Origin of the sequence: Chlorogloeopsis sp. ULAP02 (genome assembly GCF_038404745.2) — a bacterium.
Classification (GTDB): Bacteria; Cyanobacteriota; Cyanobacteriia; order Cyanobacteriales; family Nostocaceae; genus Chlorogloeopsis.
The window spans coordinates 164,574-179,737 of the sequence record NZ_JAYKTT020000023.1; the positions used below are offsets into that span (position 1 = coordinate 164,574).

At 41.8% G+C, this 15,164-nt stretch carries 11 protein-coding genes and 1 pseudogene; 4 read left to right on the plus strand and 8 right to left on the minus strand.

All coding sequences use genetic code 11. From position 1 onward, the window contains the following. Positions 1-180: 180 nt before the first annotated feature. The 4 genes from U2718_RS11145 to U2718_RS11160 form a co-directional block, all read right to left on the minus strand. Positions 181-1,515 (minus strand): sensor histidine kinase, encoded by a 1,335-nt coding sequence (locus tag U2718_RS11145; RefSeq protein ID WP_342003093.1) that lies wholly within the window; start codon positions 1,513-1,515, stop codon positions 181-183. Between the two features lie 5 nt (positions 1,516-1,520). Beyond that, complete coding sequence (locus tag U2718_RS11150) at positions 1,521-4,589, minus strand: PAS domain S-box protein (RefSeq protein WP_342003092.1); 3,069 nt, start codon at positions 4,587-4,589, stop codon at positions 1,521-1,523. A gap of 301 nt (positions 4,590-4,890) precedes the next feature. Then, on the minus strand, positions 4,891-5,586 hold the full coding sequence (locus U2718_RS11155) for a Uma2 family endonuclease (RefSeq protein WP_342003091.1): 696 nt from the start codon (positions 5,584-5,586) through the stop codon (positions 4,891-4,893). A 118-nt stretch (positions 5,587-5,704) separates the two neighbouring features. Then, positions 5,705-6,592, minus strand: coding sequence for a hypothetical protein (locus tag U2718_RS11160; RefSeq protein WP_342003090.1), 888 nt, complete (start codon positions 6,590-6,592; stop codon positions 5,705-5,707). Positions 6,593-6,852: 260 nt separating this feature from the next. Here U2718_RS11160 and U2718_RS11165 point away from each other — a divergent pair, with 260 nt between their 5' ends. Then, a complete protein-coding gene (locus tag U2718_RS11165; protein ID WP_342003089.1) occupies positions 6,853-7,524 on the plus strand; it encodes a rhomboid family intramembrane serine protease in 672 nt (223 codons plus the stop codon). A gap of 128 nt (positions 7,525-7,652) precedes the next feature. On the opposite strand, the gene U2718_RS11170 is transcribed toward U2718_RS11165, so the two are convergent. Next, on the minus strand, positions 7,653-8,162 hold the full coding sequence (locus U2718_RS11170) for a low molecular weight protein-tyrosine-phosphatase (RefSeq protein WP_342003088.1): 510 nt from the start codon (positions 8,160-8,162) through the stop codon (positions 7,653-7,655). Positions 8,163-8,352: 190 nt separating this feature from the next. Continuing rightward, positions 8,353-8,703 carry a YbaB/EbfC family nucleoid-associated protein gene (locus U2718_RS11175; RefSeq protein WP_016876190.1) on the minus strand — a complete coding sequence of 117 codons (351 nt, stop codon included), beginning with the start codon at positions 8,701-8,703 and terminating at the stop codon, positions 8,353-8,355. A 284-nt stretch (positions 8,704-8,987) separates the two neighbouring features. On the opposite strand from U2718_RS11175, the gene U2718_RS11180 reads away from it, so the two are divergent. Both U2718_RS11180 and thiL read left to right on the plus strand, forming a co-directional pair. Next, on the plus strand, positions 8,988-10,094 hold the full coding sequence (locus U2718_RS11180) for a peptidylprolyl isomerase (protein ID WP_342003087.1): 1,107 nt from the start codon (positions 8,988-8,990) through the stop codon (positions 10,092-10,094). Positions 10,095-10,397: 303 nt separating this feature from the next. Beyond that, positions 10,398-11,442 (plus strand): annotated as a pseudogene (gene thiL / locus U2718_RS11185) (thiamine-phosphate kinase). Positions 11,443-11,581: 139 nt separating this feature from the next. Here the strand turns inward: thiL and U2718_RS11190 are convergent. Beyond that, on the minus strand, positions 11,582-12,598 hold the full coding sequence (locus tag U2718_RS11190; RefSeq protein WP_342003085.1) for a type I glyceraldehyde-3-phosphate dehydrogenase: 1,017 nt from the start codon (positions 12,596-12,598) through the stop codon (positions 11,582-11,584). 125 nt (positions 12,599-12,723) lie between these two features. After that, on the minus strand, positions 12,724-13,344 hold the full coding sequence (gene nadD / locus U2718_RS11195; protein WP_342003084.1) for a nicotinate (nicotinamide) nucleotide adenylyltransferase: 621 nt from the start codon (positions 13,342-13,344) through the stop codon (positions 12,724-12,726). Between the two features lie 340 nt (positions 13,345-13,684). Here nadD and murC point away from each other — a divergent pair, with 340 nt between their 5' ends. Beyond that, complete coding sequence (gene murC, locus U2718_RS11200) at positions 13,685-15,148, plus strand: UDP-N-acetylmuramate--L-alanine ligase (RefSeq protein WP_342003083.1); 1,464 nt, start codon at positions 13,685-13,687, stop codon at positions 15,146-15,148. Positions 15,149-15,164 lie beyond the last annotated feature (16 nt).

Consider the following 15,164-nt stretch of genomic DNA (forward strand, 5'->3'; position numbering starts at 1 on the left):
TAGATTTTCAAAAGCAAATCCTTGGTGTAATCATTGGCTACCAAGGATTTGAGCAATACAATAAACACAATTTAGTTCAGTGGTTAATGAATTATGAAGTTCAGCACCACCTATAAAAATTCTTGCTTCCTCTGCCTTTTTTCAAAGTAGGCTAGATAAAATATCTCGCTCCATCTTTCTCTAAGCAACTCGCGAAATTTGCTGTCGCTGTTGAGTAGGAATTTGAATCACGAATTCTGTCCCTTTTTCAGGTTTGGACTGGCAGTGGAGACTACCACCGTGCTTTTCCACAATAATTTGGTAGCTGATAGATAAGCCCAATCCAGTTCCTTTGCCAATAGGTTTTGTTGTAAAGAAAGGCTTGAACAAATTTGCTTTTACATCTTCACAAATTCCTGGGCCGTTATCAATAATATGAATGGCAACCCAATCATCTCCAATCATTTTTGTGCGAATCTGGATTTGACTTGGTTGCTGTCTCATCACCTCAAACGAACGCAGTTGATTGTATTCATCAAGTGCATCGATCGCATTAGAAATGATATTCATAAAAACTTGATTGAGCGGCCCAGCATAGCATCCTACTGGTGGCAACATTGAGTACTCTTTAATCACTTCAATGCCGGGATGTTCTGGTTTTGCCTTCAAGCGATAATTTAAAATGGTAAGCGTACTATCAATACATTCGTGGATATCAACCTCTGTGATACCAGTATCGTCTACACGAGAAAAATTTCGCATCGACTTTACTATTTCGCGGACACGTCGTGCGCCAAAATTCATAGAATTGAGCAGCTTTAATAAATCATCTTGAAGAAAATTCAGATCAATAGCTTCCAGTTCGGCTTGAATGTGAGGTGTGGGATTTGGATATTCTTGTTGATAAAGGTGTAACAGATTCAGCACTTCTTGAGCATATTCATTGGCATGGATGATATTGCCGTAAATAAAATTTACAGGGTTGTTAATCTCATGAGCAATTCCAGCAACCATTTGTCCTAAACTGGACATTTTCTCACTTTGAATTAGCTGGATTTGCATTTGTTGCAACTTGTCATAGGCAGTGCTTACTTCTGCAATTTTTTGCTCTAACTGAGTATTTTTCTGTTCGAGATTTTCAGCTAAATCATGCAATTTTAGATGCAATTTTACCCGTGATAGCACTTCCTCATGTTGGAAAGGTTTAGTAATATAATCAACAGCACCCGCTTGAAAACCTTCAACTTTGTTAGCTGTATCGGAGAGTGCTGTCATAAATATGACAGGAATATCTTTTGTTTCTAAAACTGCCTTTAATTGACGACAGGTTTCAAAGCCGTCAATCTCTGGCATCATGACATCCAATAAGATTAAATTGGGTAGAGCATATTTAACCCGCTCCAAAGCAATTTTGCCAGATTTCGCTACCCATACTTCTAAGCCAGCCTGATCGAGCGTGTCAGATAAGACACCTAAATTAGCAGGATTGTCATCAACAATCAGAACTGTTGCAGCTTGGTTAGTAACAAGATTCATAACGTTTATTTGTAAGATTGAATGAGTGCTATAATTTCCTGGTCTTGAAAACCTTTAGCTAATTGGTACATCTTTTTCGCAAAGGGGATGTATTTTTCATCCATCTGTTCAAGCAATGCTACTTGTTTAATAATTCCCTTAAAGTTGCCTTTCATTGCTAATTCGTACAGGCTTTCCAGTTCTGTAGTGGGTGGAGCAACCATCTCAGTGTTATTTCCCTCTGGTTGACTCACACTTTTCTGTTCTTCATAAATCCACTCTAGGTGGAGAAGTTTTCGTAATTTCTGGAAAAGTTCCATTGCCTGTACTGGTTTGGGGAGAAAATCATTTCCTCCTACTTCCAAGCTGCGATGCCGATCGCTTTCAAATACACTTGCTGATGAAACAAGGATGGCAATGTCTTTGAATGCTTCGCAATTACGAATACGTTTGATGAGTGCAAATCCATCCTGACTTGGCATCAATAAGTCGGTGAGGACAAGATCTGGCTGAAATTCTACAACTTTCTCCCAACCCTCTTGTCCATTTTCGGCTTCAGAGACTTCAAAGCCGATTGGACTAAGCAAATTGGCAATTACAGAGCGGTTTGCCCATTTGTCATCAACCACCAGAATCTTAGGACGACAATCTTTGATGCCAATAATTTGTCCTTTGTCGTCGGCTTGAGAAGTTTTCACCCATTCATCAGCTTCGGGCAGGTTAACATCAAACCAGAAAATACTGCCGACGCCCATCTGACTCTGAACCTGAATGCTACTACCCATCAATTCCACAATTCTTTGGCTAATTGCTAATCCTAAGCCAGTGCCTTCGGTTTGTCGGCGACTATCTCCTACTTGCTCAAAAGGTTGAAAAATGGCTTGGAGTTTTTCTTGAGCGATGCCGACACCTGTATCACGTACTTCAAAGCGAATTTTTCCTTCAGAGGCATAGGCGATCGTGAAAGTGACGCTGCCTGCATCTGTAAATTTGATAGCATTACTCAGAAGGTTAATCAACACTTGCCGCAGGCGTTTTTCATCGCCATGAATACCAATGGGTAATTCTGGGGCTAACTGAGAGTGAAACTGAATGTTCTTCAGTTCGGCTCGGATACGGCACATTTCTGCTACGCCTTGCAGAAATGCCGGGAAGTGGAAATCGGTGGGCATTAGTTCCACTTTCTGCGCTTCAATTTTTGACAAATCTAGGATGTCATTGATCAAAGTTAGTAAATGTGAGCCGCATTGGTAAATTACATCAATCCGCGATCGCTCTTCTTCTTTGAGATGTTTGGAACGCTGAAGAATTTGAGCATAGCCTAGAATACCGTTCAACGGAGTGCGCAGTTCGTGGCTCATGTTGGCAAGAAATTCACTTTTGGCAAAACTTGCTGCTTCTGCTGCTTCTTTGGCTTTGGCAAGCGCTATTTCAAATTGTTTGCGTTCGGTAATATCGTTGTTAATTTCGAGTTGCTTGCAAGGCTGCCCAGTTCCATCGCGCTGTAGTGTCCAGCGACTCGCTACAATAATATGCCGCCCGTTACGGGTGGTATGGTGTAGTTCTCCCTGCCAGTGTCCTTGCTCCAAAAACTCGGTTAAGACGGTTTCTAATGGTTTAGGAAAGACAGTTTGCAGGAATGTGTGAATGTACTGCCCAACGACTTCTTCCTTCTTCCAACCGTAGAGGAGTTCTGCCCCTCGATTCCAGTATGCAATTCGGTCGTCCATGTCCCGAATGATAATAGCGTCGCTGGCTGAGTCTAGAATTTCTAGTGTTTGACGGAGTTCTTGCTCGGCTTGCTTGCGTTCAGTAATGTCAGTATGTACACCGAACCACTCTCGAATGTTGCCATCTCCATCTAATAATGGAACCGCTCGAATACTCATGTGGCGATACTCACCATCATGATGACGAAGACGATACTCTACCTCACAAGTTGTTTTGTTGGTAACAGCCACTGACCATGAATTGTAAGCTTGAGATTGATCATCGGGATGAACGGCACTCAGCCATCCTAATCCTTTCAATTCCTCAAATGACTGTCCAGTAAAAGCGTTCCATTGGGTTTGCCCAGAAGTAAATTCACCCTCTACATTTGTAGTCCAACTCAGTTGACTAGTTGCTTCTGTTAGTGTGCGGAATCTTTCTTCGCTATGTTGAAGCGCTATCTCCGCTCGTTTGCGATCAGTAATATTTCGTGTTATGGCAATGACACCAAGAATACTGCCATCAACATCCCGCCAAGGAGCCTTAGTGGTGAAAAAGATTTCACTGGTGTCACCATTAGAGAGAATTTCCTCATAAGTCTCAATGGTACCTGTAGCGAGAATCTGTTGGTCTTTTGCTATCAATTTTTGTGCAACATCAGGCGGAAACAACTCAAAATCGTCTTTCCCTATGAACTCTTCAACTGACTTGCCAACAAAATTGGATGCATTAGAGTTGAGGGCGACATAATCCCCCTTACGGTCTTTGACGACAATCAGATCTGGTGTACTTTCTAAAATCGAGCGCAATAGTATTTTGCTTTCGTGCAGGGCTGCTTCAGCTTGTTTACACTGAGTGATGTTTTCGCTAAACATCATAATGCCGCCGATTTCACCGCTGGCTGTGTGCCAAGGGCGGAGCGATCGGCGTACCCATTCAATAGATCCGTCTGCCCGTTGATAAGGATCTTCTTCACGTTGTTCGCTCGCTCCTGCTAAACACCGTTGGTGAATCTGCTGCCACTCTGGTGGAACGTCAGGAAAGACCTCATAGTGAGAACGTCCGATAATGTCATCTGTTAGGTTATGTTCTTGGAGCCATTTACGACTCACAGCCAGATAACGCATTTCCCGATCAAACATAACCATCGCTACAGGAGCATATTCAATGGCCTGCTCCAAGTATGCTCTGCTATTATGCATAGCAATTTGTGCTTGGTTGTGTTGAGTTACATCAGTGTTTGTTCCAACCCATTCACAAATCACATCATTGAATTGTGCTTCGTTGTGCTTTGGGGTGTTCTGAGAGTTTGCTCGTAGCATTTCGCTTGCGATTTCCTGTCGCTCATTCGCCTGAGAATTTTCAGATGGTAATCTTTGGCTCATGGTCAATCCTGCATTCCAATGTGGATTTGAGGGCTTCTACTAGATCTAAGGATTAGATATGCTTCAAATCTGAAATTGGTTGCACAAAATCGTCCGTATTTGGGTGTCTATCAAGCAGCATGAACTGTCAAACTCGGAAATGAATAGAGTAAACCAATTTCTGACTTTTCTGTCTCTATTTAAACCAAATTTACACTGAGTAGAGATCCGGACAAAAACGGAAATAAAGCTTTGTAATACTTAAGTTTTTCTTTGAATATAAGTATTTTTTAATACTTTTTATAGCGTTAATATCTCTGACTTAAAGTTGTTCTGGGTTAATACCCCTTTCTCGCAGTCGTGCTAACAAGTCTTGGTAGCGCTGCCGCTCTTCCTCTAGTTGCTGTAGTGCTGCTTCCTTCTGTTGACGCTCTTGTTCTCGGAGTTGATCAAGTTCTACTGATGTTAGAAAACGCTGTCCATCAGTACGATAAATTTCCAGAGTGTCTGGTGTAAGCTCAAACCGCACTCCCAAGCGAGGACTAACCCAATTATTTATTTCTTCAATTACTTCTAAGTTATCCCCAGAACGTAGCAAACCAGTCAATTCCAGTGTGTCTGGATTATATATGTAATATTCTTCAACGCCATAACGTTGGTAGAACAGAAGCTTGTTTGCCATCTCTTTAGTTGTGTTGCCAGGAGATAAGATTTCAAATACTACCTGTGGTGATATGTTCTCTTCTTTCCACTGTAAATAAGAACCTCTATCACCCTTGTGTCTACCAACAACCACCATCGCATCGGGGGCTTGGCGAATTTTTATATTTCCCTCAACTGGGTACCAAAGCAAATCTCCTGCGACAAATACATTATTTTGTGATGCAAACAAGATTTCTAAATTTTCTTCAAGAGTGACAATCCAGCGAAATTGTTTAGTGTTATCTGCCATTGGCTGCCCGTCACTTTCCGGGTAGATGATTTCTGCTGCGGTTTCTGATGGAAGTTGCTGTACCATACGCTACAAAACCTCCTAAGTGGGGTTATTGGCTATAGGCTAAGGATTATCGCTCATATATTTAAGTTTATATACTGTGGTGAAGAGCGATCGCCCACATTGAGACAAGCGGTTACTATTAACTCACTGGTGTGCGCACTTGTTTTAAAAATAGCTGCCATTCACTCTTAATATCCGCAGCACGAATAGCACGATCTACAAAGTCTTCGACAATTACAAAAATAAGCTGATTGGGTTCGCTAAGTAATTCTTTCAAACTTTTTTCACACTTACGGACACTTTCAATTTGAGCAATTTTGAGATTGAGGAACACCTGTTCTTTAGAGGGCGACGTTAGCTGAAGCGTTTTCGGTTCATTTGGGGTGAGTCCATCCAAATGGGGACGAATGCGATAGTGTAAAAATTCAGGGTAAGAAAGCTCAAACTCCCCTAGCATGTGGAATGCAGACTTCAGTTGACTGGGTTTACCTTGCACTAGTTGATTGGGTATTTGTGCGGCTATTGCTTGAATAAACTCAGAACCTCTAGCTTCTGTCAGTTTTCCTAAATTGCCCTGAGCAATCAATACCTCTACTACTTGTGATTTGACTCGCTGTGGCGATCGCTTCAAAACTTCATCTAGTGATGACAAATATCGTGTGATGTGAGCGCGTATTTCATTCAGATACTTCTCGTAAAGAATTTCGTAACTCTGCTCTATTTCATAACGCTTTTGAATTTCTTCAATTGCAGGAACTCCTGTATCATTTCGACACTTTTGAATAGCTGCTTCTATTTGCTTTTTCAAATCGGTATCTACATCGTGGCGTTTTTTTCTCAGTTCCAGAAGTAAATTTTCAAAACCTGATGTGAGTCCGAGCCAAAATTGGTTGAACTTTGGATCTAACAAGCTTAATTCTTGATGTTCTGGCTTTGGCTGATCTAAAGCCCGATCTGTTATTTGTTCTGCAACGGTAAAGTTTTTCTCAATGCCGTCGGCTATGTTTGAATTAGTATTTGTATTCATCTGACAGCTCGTTCAACCAATGTTTGAGCATTTACTGAGAGCTTGAAGGTTAATTCAATCGATGTTTAAACAAATTTAATAATAATAACATGAAACAATCGACTTTTTCAATTCTCATTGATAGTGTTCCCAAGTTTACAAGCAAACTAACAATTGCCAATCAAGGAGTTTTAGAACACAAATATAGTTGATTATCCTTTGTTCGTTTCCAAGCTCTACAGGCTATATTGCAGTTAACCAATCAATTAGGAAGAGTATCCGTGTTTCCCCTTCATGACAACAATCCGACACGAATCACCCCGTATTTAACCTATGGGTTGATTGGGATGAATGTTTTAGTTTTTTTTCACCAACTTAGTTTATCAAGGCCAGGGTTAGAACAGTTTTTACAACAGTATGCAGTTATTCCGCAGCAATTAACTGCTAATTTTGCTGGAGAGTGGCCAACATTATTTACGTCACAATTTTTACATGGAGGTTGGTGGCACCTGATCTCGAATATGGTATTTTTGTGGGTCTTTGGTAACAATATTGAAGATCGTTTAGGTCACATCAAATATCTCATTTTTTACCTGAGTTGTGGTGCCTTAGCTGCTTTATGCCAGTGGTTTATTAATACGAACTCTGCTATCCCTTCCTTAGGCGCAAGCGGAGCTATTTCTGGGGTTTTAGGTGCATACTTAATTCGCTTTCCCCAATCTCAAATTCTCAGCTTAGTTTTCTTAGGTTTTTTCGTCACCACTATCAGAGTTCCTGCAATTTTACTGATAGGGTTATTTTTTATCCAGAATGTCATCGCTGGTTTTGCCGCTCTGCAAACAGCTGCCAATATGACTATGGAGACAGGGGGAGTCGCTTACTGGGCCCATATCGGTGGCTTTGTGTTTGGAATTATACTCTCTCCGTTGTTTGGATTATTTAAACAGGATTAGAGCTACAAGATAATTTCTGTTTTGACCACTCTTAACCGAGTGGTCAGTTTTTTTGATGGAGTTAAATCACCTAATACTTACAAGAGTTGGTAAAAATTTACCAATTAAGCTTCATTAATTGTCGAGCATCACGATACAGTTTCCAGACTAATGACATATTCGAGCAGACCTTCACAAGCATCAACGAGTAAATCGATCACTCGCTCAAATCCCTCTGCACCTCCATAGTAGGGATCTGGAACTTCTTTGAGAGTATGTTTGGTGCAAAAATCACACATTAGGCGTACTTTGTGGTGATTTTGCCTAGACGGATCGAGATAGAGGATGTCCTCATAATTTTCTCGATCCATCGCCAAAATCAAATCAAAGTCTTGAAAATCCGATTTTTGAAACTGGCGAGCATGACCACGCATTTTTATTCCTAACTTTTGAGCGGCTGCAACGCTCATGCGTCGATCTGGGGAGCTACCAATATGATAGCTAGATGTTCCAGCAGAGTCGCAGATAATGCGATCGCGCAGTGGCGATCCAGGAGATTGGCTCCACTCAGCCTGCTCGATCAGATGATTCATAATATTTTCTGCCGCTGGCGATCGGCAGATGTTTCCCAGGCAGACAAATAAAAGCTTGTAAGCCATAGATATTTTTTGTCCTTTGTCTTCTCTTACAAAGTTCTGAGCCTCCTCTGAAGCTTGCGTTAACGCCCGTAGACACGGAGTGGCTTCTGTAAGTAGCCGACGCACCCCGCGGGAAGGAAGCCGCAAGGGCGTCTACAGACTTTGCGCTTTGTCATTAGGATAAGACAAATGACAAATGAAAAATCACTATTTACTGAAAACCAGGAAGTTCTAACCCGCTGGTCAATTCTTCCATGCGTTCCCGCATTGTTGCTGTGGACTTATTGTAGGCATCTTTCATCGCTACGGTGATCAGATCGGAAAGTACCTCTGCTCCTTCGTTGAGGGCATCTGGCGAAACTTCCACCCGCTTGGGCTCTTGGTTTCCACTGACTATCACCTTAACCAAACCACCGCCTGCTTCTCCTTGAATCTCCATTTGCTCCAATTCTTCTTGGAGTCGCTTGGCACCTTCTTGTACTTGCTGCGCTTTTTTAAAGGCGTCAGCCAGCTCTTTCATTTTTCCCAAGCCAAAGCCAAATCCCTGTCCTTTACCAGTCATAATTAATTGTCCACCTGTGCTTTGATTAACAAGTCAAATTCAACAAATTCAATTATAGATGCGGTGGCTGATTTGCCTATTTTTACTCCTAAGTTTTGCATTTGATCAAGAATGGCACAATATTACCAAAAGTAGTCAACTTTTGAACTAACAGCATCAAGTATAAATTTTCTGAGTTTCTCGTTTCGTTTGCTTTTGCCTTCACATATGCTGACTGTACTGTGGGAAGATTATTGATGGGTTATGCCCAGTCAAGAATTTGATACTGCGTTTCTTGCCTTCTCATGCTTAACTTATTAAAATCTCGGTTGAAAAATACTCTCATTACACTGCTGTTGGTAACACTATTTTTAGGGATAAATACAGTTGGGTGGACTCCCTACAGTAGTGCCGGTCTACCGGCTGGGAATGCAATTACTGATGGCAAAGCTTTGTTGCGGTACGCACTGCCGATAGATAATAAACCTGTGCGGGAACTGCAAGCTAGCTTAGAAGACATTTCTAACCAATTACGGGCAAATCGACGTTGGGGTGCTGTGTCCAAAGACGTTGGCAAAGCATCACGAATACTTAACAACCCTTCCCAAGTTTTAGCAAGTGTCCCAGATGAACGCAAGCCAAAAGCTGAAGCTTTGATTTCTGAATTAAAATCAGGTGTGAATGAGCTCCAAGAATTAGTTCAAACTAAAGATAAAGAACAAGTTAAAGAAAAACGAGCTGAGTTACTAAATCTAGTTGGAGAACTAGAAGAGTTAATGGTGGAGGGATTTCCCTTTGAAATTCCCACAGAGTACAGTAATTTGCCCCAACTGAAAGGCCGTGCCACTGTGGAAATGAAAACTAATAAAGGCACTGTCACCCTCGTTGTTGATGGTTATAGCGCTCCTGTTACGGCTGGAAATTTTGTTGATTTAGTACAAAGGGGTTTTTATAACGGCTTAGAATTTACCCGTTCTGAAGAATCATATGTTCTGCAAACTGGCGATCCACCAGGTAAGGAAGTTGGTTTTGTCGATCCAAAAACTGGCAAATACCGTGCAGTTCCCCTAGAATATCTGGTTGAAGGTGATAAAAAGCCTACTTACGGTATTACTTTAGAAGAAGCTGGTCGCTATACCGATTTACCAGTTTTGCCATTCTCGGCTTACGGCACCGTAGCTATGGCTCGCCCAGAAAGTGATCCTAATGGCGGTTCTTCACAATTTTTCTTCTTTTTGTATGAGCCAGAACTGACGCCAGCTGGACGCAATCTTTTGGATGGCCGTTACTCTATTTTTGGCTATGTCATTGAAGGCCAAGAAGTTTTGCGAGAATTGAAGGCGGGTGACAAAGTTGAATCGGCAAAAGTTATCAAAGGGTTAGAAAATTTAGTCGAACCACAGCAAGCGTAGTTAGTGGTTGTTGAAAATAGGGACTAGGGGCTAGGGGAGCCAGCGCCGTGCGGAGGCTCCGCTCCGTTAAGGCGACTGGCGTGCTAGGGACTAGGAATTTTAGATTTTGGGTTTTAGATGACATTACAATCTAAAATTTAATTGCCCAATCACTTCTACCCTTTACCCTTTTGTGTACACAGTTCATTAAGTCTACTAACTACTAACTCTCAACTTTTAACTAAGATTTCCTTCGGCAAATACCTGCTTAGTTGCGATCGCTAATTCTGTAACAAATTATTTGTGTAACGCCCAAGAACTACTGTGAACAGTGAATTCTCTTCTCATGCAAGTTCAAGATATTGGCGAACAAGGATTGTTAAAAATATTGCAGCGTTTCTGCCCTTCTGAAATTATTGGAGATGATGCGGCAGTAATTTCTATTGAGTTTGGACAATCTTTAGTAGTAACTACAGATGTATTAGTTGATAATGTTCACTTTAGTGAAGTTACTACATCTCCAGAAGATGTAGGTTGGCGAGCAGCTGCCGCCAACTTATCAGATTTAGCAGCAATGGGCGCATCCCCATTAGGAATTACTGTTGGGCTAGGGCTTCCTGGTAATTTAGCTGTCAGCTGGGTAGAACAAATGTACCAAGGAATAACAGAATGCTTGCAACAGTACAATCATACTCCAATTGTAGGCGGTGATGTGGTGCGATCGCCTGTCATTACCATTGCCATTACTGCTTTCGGTCAAGCTTATCCCGATCATATTATTCGGCGCGACCAAGCTCAAGTTGGAGATGCGATCGTTGTTACTGGTGTTCATGGTGCATCTCGTGTCGGCTTAGAATTACTCCTGCATCCAGAATTGGGAAAAAACCTCAGCGATGAAGATAGAAATACTTTAATTCACGCACACCAGCGTCCACGACCAAGATTAGATATATTACCATTGCTTTGGGCAATTCTAGATTCCCAATCCAAAATCCAAAATCCAAAATCTAAAATTTCCGTTGCTGGCATGGATAGCAGCGACGGCTTGGCAGATGCTGTAGTGCAAATCTGTCGTGCCAGTGGTGTTGGTGCTGTGATTGAATGTACACAAATATCTTTACCAAAAGCTTTTGCAGGTTGGCTAACCAAAGAACAAGCACTAGAATATGCTCTGTACGGTGGCGAAGATTTTGAATTAGTGTTGTGTTTGCCAAAACAGCTAGCAAATGAATTAGTACAACACTTAAATCACAATGTAGCTATTGTCGGCGAGATTACAGAAGGTTCAACTGTACTGTTATACGACCAATATAAAGAACTCCCCGACCAAGTTTTGAGCCTTAATCGGGGATTTCAACATTTTAGTTAGTGATTGGTGGATAGTAGGGGCAGGTTCTGTTGATAATTTTGCCGTTCAAACTGATGATTTATCTTCTCAACCCGTCCGTACAGTAGACAGTAGTTAAAAAAAGTGACTACTAACTACTAACAACTAACCACTAACAAATTTATTTAGTCCACTTTTGTGCCACTAATTCTGCTAAGTCAAGAACACGCTGGCTGTAGCCCCATTCGTTGTCGTACCAAGCCATGACTTTGACCATGTCACTACCCATAACCATCGTTAAGCTAGCATCAATAATGGAGGAAGCATCACTACCTTGATAGTCAGATGATACGAGGGGTAGTTCGCTGTAGTCCAAGATACCCTTGAGTTGTCCTTCAGCAGCATCTTTCAATGCTTGGTTTACTTCTTCTGTGATTGTCTGCTTTTCAACCTGCACTACGAAATCAACCATTGAAACGTTGGGGGTGGGTACGCGCAATGCTACACCATTCAACTTGCCTTTAAGATCTGGCAGTACCAACGCCACAGCCTTTGCAGCACCGGTGGAGGTAGGCACAATGTTGATAGCCGCAGCACGTGCCCGTCGCGGATCTCTGTGAGAAGCATCTAACAAGCGCTGGTCACCAGTGTAGCTGTGGGTGGTAGTCATTGTACCTTTGATGATGCCGAATTTCTCGTGCAACACCTTAGCAACGGGAGCCAAGCAGTTAGTGGTACAGCTAGCGTTACTGATGATATGGTGTTTGTCGTGATCGTAGTCATGATGATTAACACCGATCACAAAAGTACCATCTTCATTTTTGCCGGGGGCAGTGATGAGAACCTTCTTAGCTCCAGCATTAACGTGCTTCATTGCCCCTTCTTTAGCGGTAAATACACCTGTAGCTTCAATAATTAGGTCTATTTCCCACTCTTTCCAGGGCAAGTTTTCTGGATTGCGATCGGATACGCATTTAACGGTCTTGCCGTTTACGATAATTGAGTTATCATCAGCAGTAATATCAACATTCTTTAACTTCCCTAGCATCGAGTCATACTTCAGCAGGTGAGCGTTGGTTCTAGGGTCTGAGGTGTCATTTATAGCAACAAGGTCGATATTGCTATTTTCTCTACCCAACCAGCAGCGCATAAAGTTACGCCCGATGCGCCCAAAACCGTTGATAGCAACTCTAATCACAGCGTCTTGCCCTCTGTCTATATGTGCCTTATTAAATCCTATGCTTGACCCCGATCATATCGCAAAGGGGGAGTATTTATAACTATAAAGTGTTAGATCCCAAAAAAAAAATTAATTTTTATCTTTTAGGTATCGGTGTAGAGATTGCGATCGCCAATGTAGTTTCTTACCGATTCTGGGACTAAGTAGCGAAGTGATTTACGTTCTCGACAGAATTTACGAATTAGACTTGACGAAAGTCCAACTAAAGGGATATTCAATAATTGCCAGTGTATGATGATAGACTGCTTTGCCAGCTGTTGCTCCACTTGCTTGCAGATTAACTCGCTTTGAGCTATGCATTGAGAATTGGTGATGCGGGGTGCTATTAACCAATTGCACGATTGTGCTACTTCTTGTCCGCAATACCAATGGGGTAAGGTTTGGAAAGCATCCAAGCCCACTATCCAGTACCAGTGGGTATTGGGATAAAGATTGGATAAGTCAATTAAAGTATTGATGGCATAGGAAGTTCCTGATCGCGTTTGCTCTACTAGTGAGACAGCAAACGCTGGGTGGTCTGCGATCGCAGCCTGGAGCATTGCTAGGCGATGTTGAAAAGAAGCCGCTTTTTTATGAGGAGGATTATATGATGGTACCCAAATTACTTGTTCGACACTTCCTTGATGCAAAGCTGTTTCGGCTACGATCAGATGCCCCCAATGAACTGGATCGAATGTGCCACCGAAAATTGCTAATTGCCGCATCCGCTCACTTGTTTGGCTTAATTCAATAATTAAAGCAGGATTATTACCAGTTTTTTATTGTAACTAATTCTAGCAAATAGGTAAAAATATGTGTTTCAAACTACAGCAGTTTATTTCCCGATTATGCAGAAATTTGCAGAATAAACATATTATTAGTTCAGGAAGAGAAAAAATGTCAGCAGGAATAAAATCATTCTGAGCGAGCCAAATCTAAGCGCAACAATCTGCATATCATCAGATATGAAATTTATACAGAGGTAGTAACGGTAAAAACAAATTCCTGTTATGATACGCGTGTCATTTGTGATTATTGTGTGGTGTGGTGTAAGAGGAGTAATAAATGGAAAATCAAGTAGACTTTAGCGGTAGACCATTTCATTTTATTGGTATCGGTGGCATTGGTATGTCTGCTTTGGCATATGTACTCGCCAAACGCCAATTGCCCGTCTCTGGTTCAGATCTTCGCCCTAACCACATTACTTGCAGGTTAGAAGCGATCGGAACTCACATTTTTGATAAACAACAAGCAAGCAATTTGGAATTCTTTCGCCCACTAGCAAAAGAAAATGGAGTAGTATTAAATACTCAAAAGGGAAAATCTTCTGTAGAAGTAGCACAACTACCACAAGTTATTTGTTCAACTGCAATTAATACAAATAATTTGGAATATAAAGCAGCTCTGGAGTCAGGCTGTCCAATTTTTCATCGTTCTGATGTTTTAGCAGCTTTGATTGCAGAGTATCACAGCATTGCTGTCGCTGGAACTCATGGCAAAACTACCACCAGTAGTATGATTGGCTATATGCTACTTCAAGCAGGACTTGATCCTACGATTTTGGTTGGTGGTGAAGTTAATGCTTGGGAAGGTAATGCTCGACTAGGGTATAGTCCATATCTAGTAGCAGAAGCAGATGAATCAGATGGTTCTTTGGTGAAACATGCTCCCGAAATTGGCATTATTACCAATATTGAACTAGATCATCCTGATCACTATGGCAACTTAGAAGAAGTGGTGGAAATTTTCCAGACCTTTGCCAAAGGTTGTAAGATATTAGTAGGTAGCATTGATTGCGCTACCGTGCGCGATCGCTTGCAACCTAAAATTAGTTATAGTTTATACCAAGAAGCAGGTGCTGACTACACCGTCACTAATATAGATTATCGTGCCGATGGTACTACTGCTTTAGTATGGGAGCGCGGTAAAGCTCTAGGTGTATTAAAATTGCGTTTGCTCAGTCGTCACAACCTCAGTAATGCTTTGGCAGCAGTTGCTGTAGGTAGAATTTTGGGCTTAGAGTTCGGAGAAATTGCTAAAGGACTTGCCACTTTTGAAGGTGCAAGACGTCGTTTTGAATTCCGGGGTGAAGTTGATGGCATCACCTTTATTGATGATTATGCTCATCATCCTAGTGAAATTCGCGCAACTCTCGCTGCTGCCCGTCTACAAGCTAGACCAGGGCAAAGAGTAGTTGCAATCTTTCAACCCCATCGCTATAGTCGTACGTTGGCATTTTTGGAAGAATTTGCTGAGTCTTTTACTCACGCCGATGCAGTTATACTTACTGACATTTATAGTGCGGGCGAGGTGAATTTAGGGCAGGTTAGTGGTGAGCATTTGGCAGCAGAAGTTGCCAAGCATCACGAGCAAGTTTACTATCAACCCGCCTTAGCCTCGATGTGTGATTTCCTACAGCATACACTGCGTCCTGGAGACTTGGCGCTGTTTTTGGGAGCCGGGAATTTAAATCAGATAATTCCGGAAGTCATTGCAACACTTCGGCAGCCAGCCACAGCTACATCCTAAGAGATAAAGAATAAAC

What these genes read in the sequence shown, in the direction of transcription:
- U2718_RS11180 (WP_342003087.1), top strand. Translation starts at nt 8,988, where the DNA reads ATGCTTAACTTATTAAAATCTCGGTTGAAAAATACTCTCATTACACTG.
- U2718_RS11175 (WP_016876190.1), bottom strand. Translation starts at nt 8,703, where the DNA reads ATGACTGGTAAAGGACAGGGATTTGGCTTTGGCTTGGGAAAAATGAAA.
- U2718_RS11155 (WP_342003091.1), bottom strand. Translation starts at nt 5,586, where the DNA reads ATGGTACAGCAACTTCCATCAGAAACCGCAGCAGAAATCATCTACCCG.
- murC (WP_342003083.1), top strand. Translation starts at nt 13,685, where the DNA reads ATGGAAAATCAAGTAGACTTTAGCGGTAGACCATTTCATTTTATTGGT.
- U2718_RS11145 (WP_342003093.1), bottom strand. Translation starts at nt 1,515, where the DNA reads ATGAATCTTGTTACTAACCAAGCTGCAACAGTTCTGATTGTTGATGAC.
- U2718_RS11150 (WP_342003092.1), bottom strand. Translation starts at nt 4,589, where the DNA reads ATGAGCCAAAGATTACCATCTGAAAATTCTCAGGCGAATGAGCGACAG.
- nadD (WP_342003084.1), bottom strand. Translation starts at nt 13,344, where the DNA reads ATGCGGCAATTAGCAATTTTCGGTGGCACATTCGATCCAGTTCATTGG.
- U2718_RS11160 (WP_342003090.1), bottom strand. Translation starts at nt 6,592, where the DNA reads ATGAATACAAATACTAATTCAAACATAGCCGACGGCATTGAGAAAAAC.
- U2718_RS11170 (WP_342003088.1), bottom strand. Translation starts at nt 8,162, where the DNA reads ATGGCTTACAAGCTTTTATTTGTCTGCCTGGGAAACATCTGCCGATCG.